The organism is Pseudomonas sp. MM227, from assembly GCF_947090715.1.
GTDB lineage: Bacteria > Pseudomonadota > Gammaproteobacteria > Pseudomonadales > Pseudomonadaceae > Aquipseudomonas > Aquipseudomonas baltica.
Genome location: NZ_OX352319.1, coordinates 3,782,940 through 3,802,409, shown reverse-complemented (window position 1 = coordinate 3,802,409; position 19,470 = coordinate 3,782,940). Strand labels below are relative to the sequence as shown.

Here is a 19,470-nt window from a genome sequence, read left to right as displayed (position 1 = left end):
ATTCCTGTACTCAGAAACCTACTCACCTTTTGGATGGAACCGGCAGAAACAAAATGGGACGTTCTGAAACAGCAAAACCGCGCAAAGGCGCGGTTTTACTGGGGGTCGATCAATTTCTCGGTGTTTCAAAAAACACCCTGAAACTTAATATGCCGATCAGACGTTGAAGCGGAAGTGCATCACATCACCGTCCTTGACGATGTATTCCTTGCCTTCCAGGCGCCATTTGCCTGCTTCCTTGGTACCGGCTTCGCCGTTGTACTGGATGAAGTCGTTGTAGGCGATGACTTCCGCGCGAATGAAGCCTTTTTCGAAGTCGGTGTGGATCACACCGGCGGCCTGTGGCGCGGTGGCGCCGATCTTCACGGTCCAGGCGCGGACTTCCTCGACGCCGGCGGTGAAGTAGGTCTGCAGGTTGAGCAGTTCGTAGCCGGCGCGGATCACCCGGTTCAGGCCGGGCTCTTCCAGGCCCAGGGCCTCGAGGAACATGTCCTTCTCTTCGCCGTCGTCGAGCTCGGCGATTTCGGCTTCGATCTTGTTGCACACCGGCACCACGATCGCGCCTTCTTCTTCGGCAATCACCCGTACCACGTCCAGCAGCGGGTTGTTCTCGAAGCCGTCTTCGGCAACGTTGGCGATGTACATGACCGGCTTGGTGGTCAACAGATGGAAGCCGCGCACGACCGCCTTCTCGTCGTTGCCCATGGTGCGCATCAGGCTGCGGGCCGGTTTGCCCAGGGTGAAGTGGGCAATCAACTGCTCCAGCAGGCCCTTTTGCACGACCGCGTCCTTGTCGCCGCCCTTGGCGTTGCGCGCAACTTTCTGCAGTTGCTTCTCGCAGCTGTCGAGGTCGGCGAAAATCAGCTCAAGGTCGATGATCTCGATGTCGCGCTTGGGGTCGACGCTGTTGGAAACGTGGATCACGTTCTCGTCTTCGAAGCAGCGCACCACGTGGGCGATGGCGTCGGTTTCGCGGATGTTGGCGAGGAACTTGTTGCCCAGCCCTTCACCTTTCGAAGCGCCGGCCACGAGGCCCGCGATGTCGACGAACTCCATGGTGGTGGGCAGCACGCGCTTGGGATTGACGATGGCAGCCAGTGCTTCCAGGCGCGCATCGGGCATCGGCACGATGCCGCTGTTGGGCTCGATGGTGCAGAACGGAAAGTTCTCGGCCGCGATCCCGGATTTGGTCAAGGCGTTGAACAGGGTGGACTTGCCGACGTTGGGCAGGCCGACGATGCCGCAGTTGAATCCCATGGTGAATCCCTCTTCGAAGAGTCAGGCCTTTTGGCTGTGCAGGTTTTTCATCGCGCGATTCCACTCGCCGGCGAAGATATCCGGCAGCACACCGAGGGCAAAATCGATACTGGCATCCAGCTTTTCCTGTTCGGCGCGCGGGGCGCGGCCAAGAACGAAATTGGACACCAACTTGCTGTCACCCGGGTGGCCGATGCCAAGCCGCAGACGGTGAAAGCCATTGTCATTGCCGAGCTGCGCGATGATGTCGCGCAGGCCGTTGTGCCCGCCGTGCCCGCCGCCCAGTTTGAGCTTGGCGACGCCGGGGGGCAGGTCGAGTTCGTCGTGGGCCACCAGGATCGCTTGCGGCGGTATGCGAAAGAAATTCGCCATCGCTGCGACGGATTGACCGCTGCGGTTCATGTAGGTGGTGGGGATCAACAGACGAACGTCATGGCCCTGATGGCTGAAACGCGCCGTCAGGCCGAAATACTTGCGATCGGCTACCAGGTTCACACGGTGTGCCTGGGCGATGCGCTCAACGAAAAGAGCCCCTGCGTTATGCCGGGTCTGTTCGTATTCGGGGCCGGGGTTACCCAGGCCAACGATCAGTTGTATGGCGGTCACGGCAGGGGCTCTTCCTTGTCGAGTCGTGGACGCCACCCGAGGGTGTCATCCACAGCTCGGCGTGCGAGTAAGATTACTCGGCAGCGCCTTCTTCGGTTTCTTCGTCGGCAACGATACGCGGAGCGTGGACGTTGGCAACTGCCAGGTCGGTACCATGAGCCAGTGCGACGAACTCGACGCCTTGCGGAGCCTTGAGGTCGGACAGGTGGATGATGGTGCCGATTTCAGCGTCAGCCATGTCGACTTCGATGAACTCAGGCAGGTCTTTCGGCAGGCAGGTCACTTCCAGCTCGGTCTCGGTGTGCGAGATCTCGCCGCCTTTCTTGACAGCCGGTTCCTGGTTCATGAAGTGCAGAGGCACGATGGCGGTCAGTTTCTGGCCGGCGATCACGCGTACGAAGTCAGCGTGCAGGACATGACCCTTGGCTGGGTGACGCTGCAGTGCCTTGATCAGGACGTTCTGCTTGGTGCCACCAACGTTCAGTTCGATCACGTGGCTGAAGGCAGCCTCGTTTTCGAGCAGCTTGGCAACTTCCTTGGCCAGCATGCTGATCGACTCAGGGGCTTTTTCGCCACCGTAGACAACAGCTGGTACCAGGCTGGCGAGACGACGCAGGCGGCGGCTCGCACCTTTCCCCAGGTCGGAACGCGCTTCGGCATTCAAAGTGAAATCGTTCATGTGTTTCTCCAAAATAACCACGTTCGCCCAGCGTTTGCGACCAGCGCCAAGGCGATACGGGCAAAAAAAGCCCCGGCCCGACAAGACTGTCGGGCCGGGGCGCTTTTCGTCAGAACGGTGTTCGCGAAGGGCAGGGCCCTCAGCGGAACATCGCGCTGATCGATTCTTCGTTGCTGATGCGACGCATCGCTTCGGCAACAACCGGGGCGATATCCAGTTGACGGATACGCCCGCAGGCTTGTGCGGCTGCGGAGAGCGGGATGGTGTTGGTCACCACCAGCTCGTCCAGCACGGATTTCTCGATGTTCTCGATCGCACGCCCCGACAGGACCGGGTGGGTGCAATAGGCGAACACCTTGGCCGCGCCATGTTCTTTCAAGGCCTTGGCCGCGTGGCACAGAGTGCCGGCGGTATCGACCATGTCGTCGACCAGGATGCAGGTACGGCCTTCGACATCACCGATGATGTGCATCACTTCGGAGTGGTTGGCCTTCTCGCGACGCTTGTCGATGATGCCCAGGTCGACGCCCAGCGACTTGGCCACGGCGCGTGCACGCACCACGCCACCGATGTCGGGGGAAACGATCATCAGGTTCTCGAAGCGCTGGTCTTCGATATCGTCCACCAGAACCGGAGAACCGTAGATGTTATCGACCGGGATATCGAAGAAGCCTTGAATCTGGTCGGCGTGAAGGTCGACGGTGAGGACACGGTCGATGCCCACCACGGTCAGCATGTCGGCGACGACCTTGGCGCTGATTGCCACACGGGCAGAGCGCGGACGGCGGTCTTGACGAGCGTAACCGAAGTAGGGGATCACGGCGGTGATTCGCGAAGCCGAGGAGCGGCGGAAGGCATCGGCCATCAGCACCAGTTCCATCAGGTTGTCGTTGGTCGGCGCACATGTAGGCTGGATAATGAAGACGTCTTTACCGCGAACGTTTTCATTGATCTCGGTGCTGATTTCACCATCGGAAAACTTGCTGACGGAGACATCACCGAGAGGGATATGCAGCTGACGCACAACGCGTCGAGCCAGATCGGGGTTTGAATTCCCCGCAAAGACCATCATCTTGGACACGCGCAGTACCTGCCGGCTGAGGGTATACCTGGATGAGTATAGGAAAATGGCAGGGGCGGCTGGATTCGAACCAACGCATGGCAGGATCAAAACCTGCTGCCTTACCGCTTGGCGACGCCCCTGTAGCTTGAAACTTCCGAGTGCCCAGCACTCGTTTCCTGTTACAGACTCTGCAGCTTGCGATGCAACATCGAAACGTTGCTTCCCTTGGCCACGAACCCTGTAAGGGTGTCTGCAAGAAGGTGCGAAACTCTATCAGCTTCCGCTTTGCTTGGGAAGGCCCCAAACACACAACTTCCAGTGCCTGTTAGCCGAGCTTCAGTGAATTTGCCAAGCAAATTCAGTGCGTTACGTACATCAGGGTAACGACGCTCTACTACTGGCTGGCAGTCATTACGACTGTTTCCCTCAAGAACGGGGCGCACTTTAATGGGCGCCGAGTCACGTGTCAACAACGGATCCGAAAAAATTTCCGCTGTACTTACAGAGACTTGCGGTACAAGCACGAGATACCAGGGCTGTGGCAGTTCGACCGGGGTCAGTTTCTCGCCCACGCCTTCGGCGAACGCCGCATGGCCGCGCACGAACACCGGCACATCGGCGCCCAGGGAAAGCCCCAGCTGCGCGAGCTGATCTTCACTGCAGCCGGTCTGCCAGAGGTGGTTCAGAGCGAGCAGGGTAGTGGCGGCATCGGAGCTGCCACCGCCGATACCACCGCCCATGGGCAGTACCTTGCGCAACCAGATATCGGCGCCCAGCGCCGTACCCGTCAGTGCCTGCAGCTGCCGCGCGGCCTTGACGATAAGGTTGCTGTCGTGGGGCACGTCGGCTATCTGGGTGTGCAGGCACACCACGCCGTCGTCGCGAAGGGCGAAATCCAGCTCATCACCGTGGTCGAGAAACTGGAACAGCGTCTGCAGCTCGTGATAACCATCCGCGCGCCGGCCGAGGATGTGCAGCATCAGGTTGAGCTTGGCCGGCGCGGGCAGGGTCAGTATGGGGTTCATGAAAGTGCCTGCGCTCATGTCACTGTCCCAGCCGGCGCGGCTGCCAATCCTTGACCACCAGGGTCACGTCCAGGTCCTGGCCATGCAGCTTGATCCGCTCGGGCAGCCAGTAGCCATTCTGTTCGGTGTAGCTCAGGTATTCGACTTTCCAGCCGTCCTGGGAAAGTCCCGCGAGGCGGCTGTCGCCATCCAGGGTCAGTTGGCTCTTGCTGTCGGGGGCCGGCAGGCCGCGGACCCACCAGGACAGGTGCGAAACCGGCAGTTTCCAGCCCAGTTGCTGTTCCAGCAGTTCTTCGGGGGTAGTGGCCTGGTAGCGGCCCTGGTTGGCCACCTCCAGGCTGACATCGCCCGGGCGTCCGGTCAGGCGCGCCGCGCCGCGCCCCAGAGGGCCGGACAGGCGGATGTCGTAGTAATCCTGACGCTGCAGCCAGTACAGGGTGCCGGAACCGGAGTCCTTGGGCGCACGGATGCCGATCTTGCCGTTGATCTCCCAACCGTCGAGCTGGGTGAGTTGCTGTTTGTGCACTTGCCACTGTTGCGGGTTGCCCTGACCCTGCAGGGCTTCGTGGGAGCCCATGCCGGCGCAGCCGGTGAGCACGGCGATGAAAGTGGCAACCAGCAGGTGACGCATCATGTAGGAGGTAGGACGCAAAGACATGGATTAAAGATTCTCTGAACCGGTCAGGCGCAGGATGGTGCTGCGCAGGACAGGGCTGTCGGGTTGTTCTTGCAGGGCCTTGCCCCAGATTTTGCGCGCCTCGCGCTGCTTGCCGCTGGCCCACAGCACTTCGCCCAGGTGGGCGGCCACTTCGTGGTCGGGAAAGCGTTCCAGCGCGTCGCGCAGATAGCGCTCGGCGGCGTCGAGGTTGCCCAGTCGGTAATTGACCCACCCCAGGCTGTCCAGCACGGCTGGATCTTCGGGGTTGATCTGGTGGGCCCGCTCGATCAGGGTGCGGGCCTCCTCGAAGCGAGTGGTGCGGTCGGACAGCGTGTAGCCCAGGGCATTGAGCGCCATGGCATTGTCCGGCTCGCGCGCCAGAATGGCCCGCAGGTCCTTTTCCATTTGTACCAGGTCGTTACGCTTTTCAGCCAGCATCGACCGTGTGTACAGCAGGTTCAGGTCGTCCGGATTCTGTTTGATGGCGTTCTGCAGCACCAGCCAGGCGGCTTGGGTCTTGTCGTTGTTGGCCAGGGTTTCGGCTTCGATCAGGTACAGCTGGATCGCGTAGTCGGGCTGGGCATCGCGTGCCTCGGCCAGGCGCCGTGAAGCCTCGTCGGCGCGGCCGTTGGCGATCAGGATGTCGGCTTGACGCAGCTGGGCGGGCAGGTAGTCGGTACCGACATCCACCTGGGCGTACTCATCGAGCGCTGTCTGTGGATCGCCGCGTTCTTCGGCGATCCGGCCCAGGTTCAGGTGTGCGGAGTCGACGTGGCTGCCGCGCTCCACCAGTTGCTGGAGGTAATTGTAGGCTTCGTCCCAGGCCTTGCCTTCGAGGCACACCAAGGCCAGCGAATAGCGCAGTTCGTCGTCGTCCGGGTATTGCTGAACGAGAATCGCGAACTGCAGCTTGGCGTCGTCCATGCGGTTCTGTTCGACCAGCATGCGCGCATAGGTCAGGCGCAGACGCTTGTCGTCGGGGATTTTCTTGAGGTTTTTTTCCAGCAGTGGCATGGCCTCGCTGCCGCGATCCAGCGCGGCGAGCAGACGGGCGCGCAGCAGGATGGGGGCGATTTCACCTTCCTGGGGTGGATTGTCTTCCAGCAACGCCAGGGCGCCTTCGGTATTGCCATCCTGTTGCATCAGCAAGGCCTTGCCGAAGATCAGCTGGCCGTTGCCGGGGTACTTGTCCAGCAGGCGATCGAAACTTTGCAGCAAGCCGCGCCGGGTACTTTCGTCGGTGTCGGCCGCCGACAGCGCAAGAAAGTCGAAATGGGTGTCACCCTGGCCCTGCAGGACCTTCTCCATGTACACCAGCGACTCGTCGTACTTGCCATTGCGCGCCAACTGGATGGCAGCAGCACGCTGCGCGTCGAGGTCGGCGGGGGCGTTTTTCGCCCACAACTGCGCGGTCTCCAGCGCTGGCTGATCGGCGCCCAGGTATTCGGCGATGCGGAAAGCGCGTTCGGCAATGCCCGGATCCTGCGTCTTGCGGGCCTGGGTCACGTAGTTGCCCAGGGCAAGATCGAAGCGATCACGCTGCCCGGCCAACTCTGCACTGAGCAGGCTGAACACGGTTTCCTCGCTGAACGAGCCGTAGACCTTGGGCGTCTCGTCCGGCGCAGGCGCCGGCTGCGCCACGGGAACCGGAGTCGCCTGCTCTTTGGGTGGCCATGACTGGCAGCCCTGCAGCAAGGCGAAGGCGAGGAGCAACGTGGAGGTTCTATTCATAGAGGGGATTTTGGCGGCTTACCTGCGGTCGGATCATCATGACACAAGCCACAGGTCAAACCCATAACTCGAGGTTGCCTATTAGGACAATAGATAGCGGTGGTTGTTCTGGGCCGGACGAAGTAGGACAATTACCGGCTTCTCGACATCATCAGCGACCTTGAATGGCCTTTCTCGCCCTCGGTATCAACCATAAGACTGCTTCGGTAGACGTGCGCGAGCGCGTGGCGTTTACCCCGGAGCAGCTGGTAGAGGCCCTGCAGCAGCTTTGCCGGCTGACCGACAGCCGTGAGGCCGCGATCCTCTCGACCTGCAACCGCAGCGAGCTGTACATCGAACAGGATCACCTGGCTGCCGATGCCGTGCTGCGCTGGCTGGCCGATTACCACCGTTTGAGTGTGGAAGAGCTGCGCGCGAGCGCTTATGTGCACGAAGAAGATGCGGCTGTTCGTCACATGATGCGCGTGGCGTCCGGGCTCGATTCGCTGGTGCTGGGCGAGCCGCAGATTCTCGGGCAGATGAAATCCGCCTACGCCGTGGCCCGCGAGGCCGGCACCATTGGGCCGCTGCTGGGGCGTCTGTTCCAGGCGACCTTCAGCGCTGCCAAGCAGGTGCGCACCGACACCGCAATCGGCGAGAACCCGGTTTCGGTGGCGTTTGCCGCCGTCAGCCTGGCCAAGCAGATCTTCAGCGACCTGGCGCGCAGCCAGGCCTTGCTGATCGGCGCCGGCGAAACCATCACCCTGGTCGCACGTCACCTGCACGAGCAGGGGGTCAAGCGCATCGTGGTGGCCAACCGCACCCTGGAGCGCGCCAGTACCCTGGCTGCGCAGTTCGGCGCCCATGCCGTGCTGCTTTCCGATATTCCCCAGGAGCTGGTCAACAGCGACATCGTCATCAGCTCCACCGCCAGCCAGTTGCCGATCCTGGGCAAGGGCGCGGTCGAGAGCGCGCTGAAACTGCGCAAGCACAAGCCCATCTTCATGGTCGATATTGCCGTGCCGCGCGACATCGAACCCGAGGTCGGCGAGCTGGACGACGTCTACCTCTATACCGTCGACGACCTGCATGAAGTGGTTGCCGAGAACCTGAAAACCCGCCAGGGTGCCGCCCAGGCCGCCGAAGAACTGGTAAGCGTGGGTGCCGACGATTTCATGCTGCGCCTGCGCGAGCTGGCGGCGGTGGACGTGCTCAAGGCCTACCGCCAGCAGGGCGAGCGCCTGCGCGACGAGGAGCTGCAGAAGGCCATGCGCCTGCTGGCCAACGGCGGCAACGCCGAAGAGGTGCTTGCGCAATTGGCCCGGGGCCTGACCAACAAGTTGCTGCACGCACCCAGCGTGCACATGAAAAAGCTCTCTGCCGAAGGCCGCGTCGATGCGCTGGCCATGGCCCAGGAACTCTTTGCCCTCGATGAGGGCTCAACGGATAAACCGCCGCAATGAAAGCGTCACTGCTCAACAAGCTGGACACGCTCCAGGACCGATTCGAGGAACTGACCGCCTTGCTGGGCGACGCTGAAGTCATTTCCGAGCAAACCCGCTTCCGCGCCTATTCCAGGGAATACGCCGAAGTCGAGCCCGTGGTGCTGGGTTACCAGCAATGGGCCAAGGTGCAGGCTGACCTGGAGGGCGCGCAGGCGTTGCTCAAGGACAACGACCCGGACATGCGCGAGATGGCTGCCGAGGAAGTGCGCGAAGCCCGCGAGCAGTTGGTGCAACTGGAGGGCGCGCTGCAGCGCATGCTGCTGCCCAAGGACCCCAACGACGGTCGCAACGTTTTCCTCGAGATCCGCGCCGGTACCGGCGGCGATGAAGCGGCGATCTTTTCCGGCGATCTGTTCCGCATGTATTCGCGCTATGCGGAACGCCGTGGCTGGCGCCTGGAGATTCTTTCCGAAAACGAAGGCGAGCATGGCGGCTACAAGGAAGTCATCGCCCGCGTCGAAGGCGACAGCGTCTACGGCAAGCTCAAGTTCGAGTCCGGCGCGCACCGTGTCCAGCGCGTGCCGGAAACCGAATCCCAGGGCCGCATCCACACCTCGGCCTGCACGGTGGCCGTATTGCCTGAACCGGACGAGCAGGTGGCGATCGAGATCAACCCGGCCGATCTGCGCGTGGACACCTACCGGTCCTCCGGTGCCGGTGGCCAGCACGTCAACAAGACCGATTCGGCGATCCGCATCACTCACCTGCCGACCGGCATCGTGGTGGAATGTCAGGAAGAGCGCTCGCAGCACAAGAACCGCGCCCGCGCCATGAGCTGGCTGTCGGCCAAGCTCAACGATATGCAGAGCAGCGCCGCGGCCAATGCCATCGCCAGCGAGCGCAAGCTGCTGGTCGGGTCGGGCGACCGTTCCGAGCGTATCCGTACCTACAATTTTCCGCAGGGCCGGGTAACCGACCATCGTGTCAACCTGACCTTGTACTGTCTGGATGAAGTGCTGGCCGGCGGCGTCGATGCAGTGATAGAGCCGCTTCTGGCTGAATACCAGGCCGATCAGTTGGCCGCGTTGGGTGAATAGAACATGACCATCATTGCCAGTCTGTTGCGCGCTGTCGAACTGCCCGATTCCCCGACCGCGCGCCTGGATATCGAGCTGCTGCTGGCCGCGGCACTGGGCAAGTCGCGCAGCTACCTGCACACCTGGCCCGAGCGCATCGTGCCCAGCGAAGCTGCCAACGCCTTCGCCGCCTTCATAAAGCGTCGCCAGGCGGGCGAGCCGGTTGCCTATATCCTGGGCCAGCAAGGGTTCTGGAAGCTCGACCTGGAAGTGGCCTCGCACACATTGATTCCGCGTCCCGAAACCGAGCTGCTGGTAGAGGCTGCGCTGCAATTGCTGCCGGCCAGCTCGGCGCGAGTACTGGATCTGGGCACGGGTACGGGAGCGATTGCCTTGGCCCTGGCCGGCGAATGCAGTGCCTGGCAAGTCACCGCAGTCGACCGCGTCGCCGAAGCAGTGGCCCTGGCCGAGCGCAACCGGGTGCGGCTGAACCTGGGCAATGCCCGGGTGCTCGAGAGCCACTGGTTCAGCGCCCTGCAGGGCGAGCGTTTCGACCTGATCGTCAGCAACCCGCCGTACATCGCCAGTGCCGACCCTCATCTGCGTGCCGGCGACGTGCGCTTCGAGCCCGCCAGTGCACTGGTGGCCGGCGAAGACGGCCTAGACGACCTGCGCCTGATCATCGGCCAGGCACCCGCGCACCTGCACCCGGGCGGCTGGCTGCTGCTCGAACACGGCTACGACCAGGCGCTAGTGGTGCGTGAGCTGCTGGCTCAGCATGATTTCGAGCAGATCGAAAGCCGCATCGATCTCGGCGGTCACGAGCGCATCACGCTGGGGCGTTTGCTGTGCTGACCGATCAGGAGCTGCTGCGCTACAGCCGGCAGGTGCTGCTGTCGCAGGTCGACATCCAGGGCCAGTTGAGGCTCAAGGGCAGCCGGGCACTGATCGTCGGCCTGGGTGGGTTGGGCTCGCCGGTGGCGCTGTACCTGGCTGCCGCGGGCGTCGGCGAGCTGCATCTGGCGGACTTCGATACGGTCGATGTGACCAACCTGCAACGCCAGGTGCTGCACGACAGCACCTCGGTGGGTATCAGCAAGGTCGATTCGGCCATTGCCCGGCTGGGGGCGATCAACCCCGAAATCGCCCTGGTGGCGCACCGCGCCGCGTTGGATGAAGACTCGCTGAGCGCAGCGGTTGCCGCCGTCGACCTGGTGCTCGACTGTTCCGACAACTTCGCCACGCGCCACGCGGTGAATGCCGCCTGCTTTGCCGCCGGCAAACCGCTGGTCAGTGGTGCCGCGATCCGCCTGGAAGGGCAGTTGTCGGTGTTCGACCCACGGCGTCCGGAAAGCCCCTGCTATCACTGCCTGTACGGCGAGGGCAGCGATGCCGAGCTGACTTGCAGCGAAGCCGGCGTGGTGGGTCCGCTGGTGGGGCTGGTAGGCAGCCTGCAGGCGCTGGAGGCGTTGAAGCTGCTGGCGCAGTTCGGCGATGTGCTGGTCGGTCGGCTGCTGTTGATCGACGCACTGGGCACCCATTTCCGCGAAATGCGGGTCAAGCGCGATCCCAAGTGCCCGGTCTGCAGCGCCCGACATGTCTGAAGCGCCTGTCGGCGTGTTCGATTCCGGCGTCGGCGGCTTGTCGGTGCTTGGCGAAATCGAACGGCTGCTGCCTTGCGAATCGCTGCTGTACGTGGCCGACACCGGGCACATTCCGTACGGCGAAAAATCCAGCGAATTCATCCGCGAGCGTTGTGCCAAGGTTGCGCATTTTTTTCACGGCCAGGGCGCCAAGGCATTGGTGCTGGCCTGCAACACGGCCACGGTCGCTGCAGTGGCGGATCTGCGTCAACGCTATCCCGACTGGCCCATCGTTGGCATGGAGCCAGCGGTCAAACCTGCCGCGGCAGCGACCCGCAGTGGTGTCGTCGGTGTGCTGGCCACCACCGGCACCCTGCGCAGCGCCAAATTCGTGGCACTGCTCGATCGTTTTGCCAACGAAGTGCAGGTCATCACCCAGCCGTGCCCCGGACTGGTCGAACTGATTGAAACCGGCGATCTGGACAGTCCGGCGCTGCGTCTGTTGCTGCAGGGGTACGTGCAACCGTTACTGGACGCTGGCTGCGATACCCTGATTCTGGGCTGCACGCACTATCCGTTCCTCAAGCCCCTGTTGGCGACCATGGTCCCGGCCCACGTGGCGCTGGTCGATACTGGCGCCGCAGTAGCGCGTCAGCTACAGCGATTGCTGAGTGCCGGAAACCAGCTGGCTGACGGGCCGGCGCGGCCCGCGCAGTTCTGGACCAGCGGATCGGTAGATATTTTTCGAAATGTCCTACCGAAGCTGTGGAAATTTTCTGACAATGTGCAAGTATTCACGTTGTAAAAAAAATGTGAAAAAAACGGGGTGTAACACTGAACTTACGTTCCAACTCCGATTCCATAGCATGTCCATTTTTTCGACAAAAATTCTTACAACTGCATTCGGTAGGATGTTTCTCATGAAGAGACTGTTCAGTTTGGCTGCGCTTGCGGCTTTGATGTTGGGGCAATCGGTGACCGCGAACGCGGCCGACCTATCGTTTTCCGCGGGCGAAACGGGCGAATCGTCCCAGGTCTATCGCATTGGCTTGCAATCCAACTGGGACAAGAGCTGGTTCCAGACCGACATCGGTCGCCTGACCGGCTACTGGGATGCCGGCTATACCTACTGGGATGGCAAGGACTTCAAGGACAACCACAGCCTGTCGTTCGCGCCAGTATTCGTCTACGAATTCGGCGGCGGTTCGATCAAGCCCTACATCGAGGCCGGCATCGGTGTCGCCGCCTTCGCGCACACGCAGATCGAAGGCAACAAGCTGGGTTCCTCGTTCAACTTCGAAGACCGTATCGGCTTCGGTCTGCGCTTCGGTGGCGGTCATGAGCTGGGTGTGAGAGCGATCCACTACTCCAACGCCGGCATCAAAGAGCCAAACGATGGTATCGAAGCCTACACCCTGAACTACCGCATGCCGCTGTAAGCTGTCCCTCGGCCAGCATTGGCCGTCGCGCGGGCAGGTTTCCCTGCCCGCGATTGCTTCAATCCTTCTTTCCTATTTGGCTTTGCGTGGCAGGTTCTTGAATGCCGCCAAGGCGCGTGCGCGTCCTTCCTTCAGATCCACGATCGGCCGGGGATAGTCGCTCTGCTTGAGTGCGTCACCTGACGGCGCATGGACCTGCTTGCGATCCAACCCTTCCAGTTCGGGCAACCATTGCTTGAGAAACACGCCTTGCTCGTCGAAACGCTGCGACTGGCTTACCGGGTTGAAGATCCGGAAATAGGGCACCGAATCGGTACCCGTGGATGCACTCCACTGCCAGCCGCCGTTGTTGGAACACAGGTCGCCGTCGATCAGATGCTGCATGAAGAAACGCTCGCCCTCGCGCCAGTCGATCAGCAGGTTCTTGCTCAGGAACATGGCGGTAACCATGCGCAGGCGGTTATGCATCCAACCGGTGGACACCAGTTGACGCATGGCTGCATCGACGATGGGGATGCCGGTGCGTCCTTCTTTCCACGCCTGCAACTCGCTGGGCGCCTTGCGCCAGGGCAGGGCGGCGTATTCCTCGCGAAACGGCCGGTGCATCGAGACGCGCGGATAGCCCACCATGATATGCCGGTAGAACTCGCGCCAGATCAACTCGCCGATCCAGGTCACGGCGCCGACGTTGCCGCTCTCGAACTCACCGCGATTGCTGTTGAGCGCCGCATGCAGGCACTGGCGTGGAGAAACCACGCCGGAAGTCAGGTAGGCGGAGATCTGGCTGGTCCCAGGGTGGGCGGGTAGATCGCGCTCGACCTTGTAGTCTTCGATCGGTTGGTCGGTGAAGGTGTCCAGGCGCTTGTGCGCCTCTTCCTCACCGGCCGGCCAGAGCTTGATGAGCGCCTTGTCGGGGACGGCGAAGCCCTTCACCTGATCGGGCACTGTGTCGGCGGCAATGTGCACCGGTTTCTGCGCGTGGGGCTTTTTCACCAGCGCCGGGACGGACTGGTGCAGGCGTTCGTAACAGACCTTGCGGAACTGGCTGAAGACCTGGAAATAAGTGCCGCCTTTGGTCAGTACGCTGCCGGGCTTGAACAGCGCCTGATCCAGATAACGATGCAGGGGAATGTCCACCTTGGCCAGGGCCGCTCCTACTGCCTCGTCGCGGCGGTTCTCGTTGACACCGAACTCGTCGTTGCAATGCACGGCCTCGATCTTGTGCTCGGCGCAGAGTGCGCTGATGACCTTCGGTGCCTTGTCCCAGGTATCGGCTTCACGCAGCAACAGGGGGATGTGCAGGGCCTTGAGGCTGGCGCTCAGTTCCTTGAGATTGCGCAGCCAGAAGTCGACCTTGTTCGGTGAGTCGTCGTGCTCCAGCCATTGCTTGGGGCTCAGCAGGAACACGGCCAGGGTCGGGCCCTGCTCGCAGGCGGCCGCCAGGGCGGGGTTGTCGTGCACTCGCAGGTCGCTGCGCAGCCAGATCAATTGCATGAAAGCCTCGTCATTCGAATTCAGGGTTGCCGGTCGGCCAACACGCCAGACGCCTGCAGCAACTGCTGGGCGTGCAACGGATCGGTCGCCAGGTGCAGATCGGCAATGGGGGAAGGGCCGTCGCCTGCGGCGGCGCGGTGAATGAGCACGGCCGAGCCCACCAGCCATTTGGGGCACGTGCAACCGACCAGCAACCGCCCCAGCGCCGCGAGGTTGAGGGCTTTGTCGGCGTACAGCACCAGAGCGCGTGCCTCAAGCTTGTCGCAGGCCAGGGCTAGCTCACCCGCCGGCAGCGGCGCGTCGAACACCTGCACCGGGCAATCGCTGCTGCTGATCAGCCAGGCGCCCAGCCACAGGTAAGGGTCCGGAGTGACGTCGGCCTGATTGACCAACACCACGGGCCCACCGTTCAGCTGGCGATTATTGTGATAGAGGCGCGCACCCAGTTTGCTGCGCAGCCAGCCATGGAAGAACACCCGCTGCATCTGCGCGCCGAACTGGCCGGCCCAACGCTGCTCCAGATCGGTCAGCAGCGGCAGCAGCAAATGCTCGCACAGGGTGGCGGGTGGATACAGGGCCATCGCTTGATTGAACAGATCATCCAGCTGACGCTCGGCCATATCGGTGATGGCTTGGATCAATGTCTGGCGCAGCTGCTGCCAATCGCTCTGGACTTGCGGCCGGGCATCGCGAGGAGCGTCGAGCAGTTGCTTCACCTGACTGACGGCCACGCCCCGGTTGAGCCAGGTCAGCACGTGCTGGATCCGTGCGATCTGCGCGGCGTCGTACAGGCGATGGCCCTTGGCGGTGCGATGAGGCACGATCAGGCCGTAGCGCCGCTCCCAGGCCCGCAGGGTGACCGGGTGCACGCCGGTTTGCCGGGTGACTTCGCGGATCGGCAGCCAGTCGGTGCCATTGGCGTCAGATGGCATTGCGCAAGCTCAGGTTTTCCGGGTGCGGCTGCAGGTAGGTCTGCTGGGCAATGTAGGGGTCTGGATGGATGCGGAACAGGTGCTTGAGCAGCGTCATCGGCACCACCAGCGGCACAATGCCCTCGCGGTACTGATTGATCAGTTGTTGCAGTTCTTGCTTGTCCTGCGCATCGATGTCGCGCTTGAGGTAGCCGCTGATGTGCTGCAGCACATTGCTGTGGGTGCCGCGGGTGGCGCAGCGCTTGAGCGCCTGCATCAGCTCACTGAAATACTGCGGGCCGATCTGCGCGGCATCGCCGCGGCCCATGCTGCCCAGCAACTTGCCCAGAACCTTGTACTGCAGCGGGTTGTTGGCCATCAGCTGGTATTTGAAGCGCGAGTGGAATTCGGTCAGGGCGCGGCGCGTCAAGCCGTCCGCCAGCAGCGCTTGCCACTGGGCATAGGCGCCGACGCGCACGAGGAAGTTTTCCCGCAGCACCGGATCGCACAGGCGACCTTCCTCTTCCACTGGCAGATCGGGGTGGCGCGCACAGAACGCCTGGGCATAGATGCCTCGGCCACCTTCGCGCTGGGGAGCGCCGTTGTCTCGATAGATCTTCACCCGCTCCAGGCCACAGGACGGCGACTTCTGCATGAAGATGTAGCCACAGAGATCGGTCAGCTCGCCGGCCATCCGTTCGCCGTAGGCGGCCAGGAGCGCGGTGACGTTGATATCGGGGTGTACGGTACCCACGGCCTGGGTGTGATCCTTGTCGCCGACCAGGCGAATCGGCTCGCGTGGCGTACCCAGGCCGATGGCGACCTCGGGGCAGACCGGGACGAACTCGAAATGCTCGACCAGGATCCGACTGCACCAGCGCGATTCCTTGTGCCCGGCGTTGTAGCGCACGGGTGCGCCGAGCAAGCAGGCGCTGATTCCGATCTTGGGTTTGCTGACGCTGGGCTCTTGCATGACGGACCTCTTCTGAAACCTGTACATACTGACAACGCTGTACAGCATAGTTTCATCTTAGGTCCGTATTTGTACAGGTCAAATGCTTTGTACAGAAATACAGCTCTTGGCAGGGTGTCACTGCCAGCCCATTTTCCAGTTCTGCATATCCTGCAAAGCCTGCCAGGGCATGCGCTCGGCACGGTGTGTGAGAACCGCCTGCAACTCGACCTCCAGCACGACGCCTTCGTCATCGCAGAACACTTCGCTGACCAGGAAATGCTTTTCCCGGTTCAGCGGGCGCACGGCGGTCCATTTCGACAGCAACAACTTGCGCGGATTGAGCCGATGCCGGGCATTCATTGCAGGTGCTCGAGCAGGCGCCGCGCGGCTTCCTGGCCACTGAGCCAGGCGCCTTCGACGCGGCCTGACAGGCACCAGTCGCCGCACACGTACAGGCCCAGGTCGGGGTCGGCCAGCGCACCCCATTCATGGGGCTGGGCCGGGCGCGCGTAGAGCCAGCGATGGGCGATGCTGAAGCTTGGCGCAGGCATCGGGCAGTTCACCAGCTCGGCGAAGGCGCCATGCAGCTGTTCGATCACTGCCTCGCGGGACAGGTCGATGTGCTGTTTGCTCCACGCGCTGGTGGCGTGCAGTACCCAGGTGTCGCTGCTGTCGTCACGGCCGGGCTTGCTGCCGCTTCGCGCCAGCCAGTCCAGTGCACTGTCCTGCACGAAGCAGCCCTGCATCGGCGTGTCCAGCGGCGTAGCGAAACTCAGCGCCACCGACCAGGTAGGGTCCATCTTGACCCCGGCCACCTGCGTGGCGAGCTTGGGCGCACTGGCCAGCAGCGCCGTGGCCTGGGGCGCCGGCACAGCGAGCACGACGTGGCTGAAGGGGCCATGGCTGGTGCCCTCTGCATCCAGCAGCTCCCAGAATTCCTCGCCCTTGAACACCTCGGCGATGCGGCAGGAAAAAGCGGCAGGCAGGTCAACGGCCATGGTCTTGGCAATGGCGCTCATGCGTGGTGCGCCGACCCAACGTACCTGCTCGTCCGGCGACGGGCTGAGGCGACCCTGCTTGGCGTTGTACAGCGACGGCGACCACGGCTGCACGCAACCTTCGGCCTGCCATTGCTGGACCTGCGCCACGAAGCGCCGGTCGCGGGCAGTGAAATACTGCGCGCCCAGATCAATGGAGCCGACCTCGCTGCGTTTGCTGGACATGCGGCCGCCCACACCGCGCGCCTTGTCGAACAACTGCACGGCATGGCCAGCCTTGTGCAACGCCTGGGCAGCGGAGAGGCCGGCCATGCCGGTACCGATGATTGCAATGGATACGGTCGCTGCAGGTCCAGTCGTCGTAGATGAAGTCGGCGTAGGTAAACTCATAGTGCCCTCGTAACAGCTTCGTAAGCGCTATGCACACGTGTGTTCGGAAAAACAAACCTGTACAAAAGACTTAATAAGTATAAGTTAACGGGATCCTTTTTGCTCAGGTGTCCTATGGTTCATGAGAGAGGCACGCGGATGGAAAGTGCCTGTCTCATGAAAATAGACTAGCGCTGCAGACGCAACGCCACATTGGAGAAACCTTATGCACATATTGCTGACCGGCGGCACCGGGCTCATCGGCCGCAAGCTTTGCCAGCACTGGGTAGGGCAGGGGCATCGGCTGACGGTGCTCAGTCGCCAGCCGGGACAGGTCAAGCAGCTGTGCGGAGCCAGCGTGCGTGGCGTGGCGCAGCTCGAGGAAATCGGCGAAGAAACGGTGGATGCGGTGGTCAATCTGGCCGGCGCGCCGATTGCCGACCGTCCGTGGACGGCGCGGCGCCGGGCGTTGCTGTGGAGCAGTCGGATCACCCTCACCGAGCGCCTTCTGGCATGGCTGGAAAGCCGTGCGCAGCGGCCCGAAGTGTTGATTTCCGGCTCGGCGGTAGGCTGGTATGGCGATGGTGGCGAACGTGAATTGAACGAGACCTCGCAACCGGTCAAGGAGGACTTCGCCAGTCACTTGTGCATTGCCTGGGAAGAGACGGCCCTGCGCGCCGAAGCGTTGGGCGTGCGGGTGGTGCTGGTACGCACCGGGCTGGTGCTGGCAAGTCAGGGCGGCTTTCTCAAGCGCCTTATGCTGCCGTTCAAGCTGGGGCTGGGAGGCCCGATCGGCAGTGGCCGGCAGTGGATGCCGTGGGTTCATATCGACGATCAAATCGCCTTGATTGATTTTCTCTTGCACCAGACCCAGTGCCGCGGTCCCTATAATGCCTGCGCGCCGGAGCCGGTGCGCAACCGTGAATTCGCACGACAACTGGGACGTGCCCTGCATCGCCCGGCTTTCCTGCCACTGCCGTCGCTGTTGCTCAAGGCAGGGCTCGGCGAGCTGTCAGGGCTGTTGCTCGGTGGCCAGCGCGCACGCCCGGTGGCGCTGCAGGCCGCAGGTTTCAATTTCCGCTACAGCGAACTATCCGCCGCCCTGACCGAACTGTCGCGGCGCCTCTGAGCTTTAAACGACGAACCTGAAATAGGACGCTGCATGACCGATCACGCCCTGCTGCTGGTCAACCTGGGGTCGCCCGCATCGACCCAGGTGGCCGATGTACGTAGCTATCTCAACCAGTTCCTGATGGACCCTTATGTCATCGACGTGCCATGGCCGCTGCGGCGTCTGATCGTGTCGCTGATTCTGGTCAAGCGCCCCGTGCAATCGGCACACGCCTATGCCTCGATCTGGTGGGAGGACGGCTCGCCGCTGGTGGTCCTGACCCGGCGCCTGCAGGCGGTCATGGCCGAGCAGTGGCGCCATGGTCCGGTGGAAGTCGCCATGCGTTATGGCGAGCCTTCGCTGGATACGGCGCTCGCGCGCCTGGCCGAGCAGGGGGTGCAGAAAGTCACCTTGGCTCCGCTTTATCCTCAGTTCGCCCAGAGCACCGTGACCACGGTGATCGAGCAGGCACGCAAAGTGGTGCGCGAGCGCAAGCTGGCCATGCAATTCAGCGTGCTGCAACCGTTCTATGACCAGCCGGAATACGTGGATGCCTTGGTGGCCAGTGCCAAGCCCTACCTGGCGCAACCCCATGACCATCTGTTGATGAGCTTCCACGGACTGCCCGAACGGCACCTGACCAAGATCGACCCTACCGGCGGCCACTGTCTGCGTTCCGCCGACTGCTGCCAGAATGCCCCGCCTGAAGTGCTCGCCGTCTGCTATCGCGCGCAGTGCCTGCGTACGGCCAGTGCCTTCGCCGAGCGCATGGGCCTTGCCGACGGTAGCTGGTCGGTGTCCTTCCAGTCGCGACTGGGCCGGGCCAAGTGGATCGAGCCCTACACCGAGGCGCGTCTGGATGAACTTGCCAAGCAAGGGGTGAAGAAGTTGCTGGTGATGTGCCCGGCGTTCGTCGCCGATTGCATCGAGACCCTGGAGGAGATCGGCGACCGTGGGCGCGAGCAGTTCTGCGAGGCGGGGGGCGAGGAGTTGGTGCTGGTGCCGTGTCTGAATGATCACCCGCAATGGGGTGAAGCGTTGAATACCCTGTGCGAGCGGGCACCCTTGATGCTTTGACGCTGAATCTGCCA

The 19,470-nt window shown here is 62.5% G+C and carries 20 protein-coding genes and 1 tRNA gene; 8 read left to right on the top strand and 13 right to left on the bottom strand.

From position 1 onward, the window contains the following. Positions 1-156: 156 nt before the first annotated feature. From ychF to ONG87_RS17235, 8 genes are all read right to left on the bottom strand, one after another. Positions 157-1,257 (bottom strand): redox-regulated ATPase YchF, encoded by a 1,101-nt coding sequence (ychF, locus tag ONG87_RS17270; protein WP_122475237.1) that lies wholly within the window; start codon positions 1,255-1,257, stop codon positions 157-159. A gap of 21 nt (positions 1,258-1,278) precedes the next feature. Continuing rightward, positions 1,279-1,863: an aminoacyl-tRNA hydrolase gene (pth, locus tag ONG87_RS17265; RefSeq protein ID WP_043192904.1), complete on the bottom strand. Its 585-nt coding sequence runs from the start codon at positions 1,861-1,863 to the stop codon at positions 1,279-1,281. Between the two features lie 73 nt (positions 1,864-1,936). After that, complete coding sequence (locus tag ONG87_RS17260; protein ID WP_122475235.1) at positions 1,937-2,542, bottom strand: 50S ribosomal protein L25/general stress protein Ctc; 606 nt, start codon at positions 2,540-2,542, stop codon at positions 1,937-1,939. A gap of 139 nt (positions 2,543-2,681) precedes the next feature. Further along, positions 2,682-3,623, bottom strand: a complete 942-nt coding sequence (locus tag ONG87_RS17255; protein WP_043192909.1) for a ribose-phosphate pyrophosphokinase — start codon at positions 3,621-3,623, stop codon at positions 2,682-2,684. A gap of 47 nt (positions 3,624-3,670) precedes the next feature. Further along, positions 3,671-3,745 (bottom strand) — tRNA-Gln (locus ONG87_RS17250). Positions 3,746-3,784: 39 nt separating this feature from the next. Then, positions 3,785-4,630 carry a 4-(cytidine 5'-diphospho)-2-C-methyl-D-erythritol kinase gene (gene ispE, locus ONG87_RS17245; protein WP_264382878.1) on the bottom strand — a complete coding sequence of 282 codons (846 nt, stop codon included), beginning with the start codon at positions 4,628-4,630 and terminating at the stop codon, positions 3,785-3,787. Between the two features lie 19 nt (positions 4,631-4,649). Next, on the bottom strand, positions 4,650-5,264 hold the full coding sequence (gene lolB / locus ONG87_RS17240) for a lipoprotein insertase outer membrane protein LolB (protein WP_185795117.1): 615 nt from the start codon (positions 5,262-5,264) through the stop codon (positions 4,650-4,652). Between the two features lie 27 nt (positions 5,265-5,291). Beyond that, a complete protein-coding gene (locus tag ONG87_RS17235; RefSeq protein ID WP_264381732.1) occupies positions 5,292-7,019 on the bottom strand; it encodes a tetratricopeptide repeat protein in 1,728 nt (575 codons plus the stop codon). 164 nt (positions 7,020-7,183) lie between these two features. On the opposite strand from ONG87_RS17235, the gene hemA reads away from it, so the two are divergent. From hemA to ONG87_RS17205, 6 genes are all read left to right on the top strand, one after another. Continuing rightward, complete coding sequence (gene hemA, locus ONG87_RS17230; protein WP_122475232.1) at positions 7,184-8,461, top strand: glutamyl-tRNA reductase; 1,278 nt, start codon at positions 7,184-7,186, stop codon at positions 8,459-8,461. Beyond that, on the top strand, positions 8,458-9,540 hold the full coding sequence (gene prfA, locus ONG87_RS17225) for a peptide chain release factor 1 (RefSeq protein ID WP_122475230.1): 1,083 nt from the start codon (positions 8,458-8,460) through the stop codon (positions 9,538-9,540). Before hemA ends, prfA begins: the two co-directional genes overlap by 4 nt. A gap of 3 nt (positions 9,541-9,543) precedes the next feature. Next, on the top strand, positions 9,544-10,374 hold the full coding sequence (gene prmC, locus ONG87_RS17220) for a peptide chain release factor N(5)-glutamine methyltransferase (RefSeq protein WP_264381731.1): 831 nt from the start codon (positions 9,544-9,546) through the stop codon (positions 10,372-10,374). Continuing rightward, positions 10,368-11,123 (top strand): molybdopterin-synthase adenylyltransferase MoeB, encoded by a 756-nt coding sequence (locus ONG87_RS17215; protein ID WP_122475226.1) that lies wholly within the window; start codon positions 10,368-10,370, stop codon positions 11,121-11,123. The genes prmC and ONG87_RS17215 overlap by 7 nt, the downstream gene beginning before the upstream one ends. Further along, complete coding sequence (gene murI, locus ONG87_RS17210; protein WP_122475224.1) at positions 11,116-11,907, top strand: glutamate racemase; 792 nt, start codon at positions 11,116-11,118, stop codon at positions 11,905-11,907. Before ONG87_RS17215 ends, murI begins: the two co-directional genes overlap by 8 nt. A 115-nt stretch (positions 11,908-12,022) precedes the next feature. Further along, complete coding sequence (locus tag ONG87_RS17205) at positions 12,023-12,541, top strand: acyloxyacyl hydrolase (protein ID WP_122475223.1); 519 nt, start codon at positions 12,023-12,025, stop codon at positions 12,539-12,541. Between the two features lie 72 nt (positions 12,542-12,613). Here the strand turns inward: ONG87_RS17205 and phrB are convergent, their stop codons facing one another. From phrB to ONG87_RS17180, 5 genes are all read right to left on the bottom strand, one after another. Beyond that, positions 12,614-14,035 carry a deoxyribodipyrimidine photo-lyase gene (gene phrB, locus ONG87_RS17200; protein ID WP_264381730.1) on the bottom strand — a complete coding sequence of 474 codons (1,422 nt, stop codon included), beginning with the start codon at positions 14,033-14,035 and terminating at the stop codon, positions 12,614-12,616. Between the two features lie 20 nt (positions 14,036-14,055). Beyond that, complete coding sequence (locus ONG87_RS17195; protein WP_264381729.1) at positions 14,056-14,967, bottom strand: MerR family transcriptional regulator; 912 nt, start codon at positions 14,965-14,967, stop codon at positions 14,056-14,058. Beyond that, positions 14,957-15,919, bottom strand: a complete 963-nt coding sequence (locus ONG87_RS17190) for a DUF523 and DUF1722 domain-containing protein (RefSeq protein WP_264381728.1) — start codon at positions 15,917-15,919, stop codon at positions 14,957-14,959. The genes ONG87_RS17195 and ONG87_RS17190 overlap by 11 nt, the downstream gene beginning before the upstream one ends. 117 nt (positions 15,920-16,036) lie before the next feature. After that, complete coding sequence (locus tag ONG87_RS17185) at positions 16,037-16,261, bottom strand: TIGR02450 family Trp-rich protein (RefSeq protein ID WP_122475217.1); 225 nt, start codon at positions 16,259-16,261, stop codon at positions 16,037-16,039. After that, entirely contained in the window at positions 16,258-17,289 is a 1,032-nt protein-coding gene (locus ONG87_RS17180; RefSeq protein WP_264381727.1) for an NAD(P)/FAD-dependent oxidoreductase, read from the bottom strand. Before ONG87_RS17180 ends, ONG87_RS17185 begins: the two co-directional genes overlap by 4 nt. A 205-nt stretch (positions 17,290-17,494) precedes the next feature. Here ONG87_RS17180 and ONG87_RS17175 point away from each other — a divergent pair, with 205 nt between their 5' ends. Together ONG87_RS17175 and hemH are read left to right on the top strand one after the other, a co-directional pair. Next, positions 17,495-18,397 carry a TIGR01777 family oxidoreductase gene (locus ONG87_RS17175; RefSeq protein WP_264381726.1) on the top strand — a complete coding sequence of 301 codons (903 nt, stop codon included), beginning with the start codon at positions 17,495-17,497 and terminating at the stop codon, positions 18,395-18,397. Between the two features lie 33 nt (positions 18,398-18,430). Next, the gene (hemH, locus tag ONG87_RS17170; protein ID WP_122475212.1) at positions 18,431-19,456 is read left to right on the top strand and encodes a ferrochelatase; all 1,026 of its coding nucleotides are present in this window, start codon (positions 18,431-18,433) and stop codon (positions 19,454-19,456) included. Positions 19,457-19,470: the final 14 nt, after the last annotated feature.

Bases quoted from the DNA above. Each gene is read 5' to 3' on its own strand.
- murI (WP_122475224.1), top strand. From the start codon at position 11,116: ATGTCTGAAGCGCCTGTCGGCGTGTTCGATTCCGGCGTCGGCGGCTTG.
- ONG87_RS17175 (WP_264381726.1), top strand. From the start codon at position 17,495: ATGCACATATTGCTGACCGGCGGCACCGGGCTCATCGGCCGCAAGCTT.
- prmC (WP_264381731.1), top strand. From the start codon at position 9,544: ATGACCATCATTGCCAGTCTGTTGCGCGCTGTCGAACTGCCCGATTCC.
- hemA (WP_122475232.1), top strand. From the start codon at position 7,184: ATGGCCTTTCTCGCCCTCGGTATCAACCATAAGACTGCTTCGGTAGAC.
- lolB (WP_185795117.1), bottom strand. From the start codon at position 5,264: ATGATGCGTCACCTGCTGGTTGCCACTTTCATCGCCGTGCTCACCGGC.
- ONG87_RS17185 (WP_122475217.1), bottom strand. From the start codon at position 16,261: ATGAATGCCCGGCATCGGCTCAATCCGCGCAAGTTGTTGCTGTCGAAA.
- phrB (WP_264381730.1), bottom strand. From the start codon at position 14,035: ATGCAATTGATCTGGCTGCGCAGCGACCTGCGAGTGCACGACAACCCC.
- ONG87_RS17195 (WP_264381729.1), bottom strand. From the start codon at position 14,967: ATGCCATCTGACGCCAATGGCACCGACTGGCTGCCGATCCGCGAAGTC.
- ONG87_RS17235 (WP_264381732.1), bottom strand. From the start codon at position 7,019: ATGAATAGAACCTCCACGTTGCTCCTCGCCTTCGCCTTGCTGCAGGGC.
- ychF (WP_122475237.1), bottom strand. From the start codon at position 1,257: ATGGGATTCAACTGCGGCATCGTCGGCCTGCCCAACGTCGGCAAGTCC.
- ONG87_RS17190 (WP_264381728.1), bottom strand. From the start codon at position 15,919: ATGCAAGAGCCCAGCGTCAGCAAACCCAAGATCGGAATCAGCGCCTGC.
- hemH (WP_122475212.1), top strand. From the start codon at position 18,431: ATGACCGATCACGCCCTGCTGCTGGTCAACCTGGGGTCGCCCGCATCG.
- ONG87_RS17180 (WP_264381727.1), bottom strand. From the start codon at position 17,289: ATGAGTTTACCTACGCCGACTTCATCTACGACGACTGGACCTGCAGCG.
- ispE (WP_264382878.1), bottom strand. From the start codon at position 4,630: ATGAACCCCATACTGACCCTGCCCGCGCCGGCCAAGCTCAACCTGATG.
- prfA (WP_122475230.1), top strand. From the start codon at position 8,458: ATGAAAGCGTCACTGCTCAACAAGCTGGACACGCTCCAGGACCGATTC.
- ONG87_RS17205 (WP_122475223.1), top strand. From the start codon at position 12,023: ATGAAGAGACTGTTCAGTTTGGCTGCGCTTGCGGCTTTGATGTTGGGG.
- ONG87_RS17260 (WP_122475235.1), bottom strand. From the start codon at position 2,542: ATGAACGATTTCACTTTGAATGCCGAAGCGCGTTCCGACCTGGGGAAA.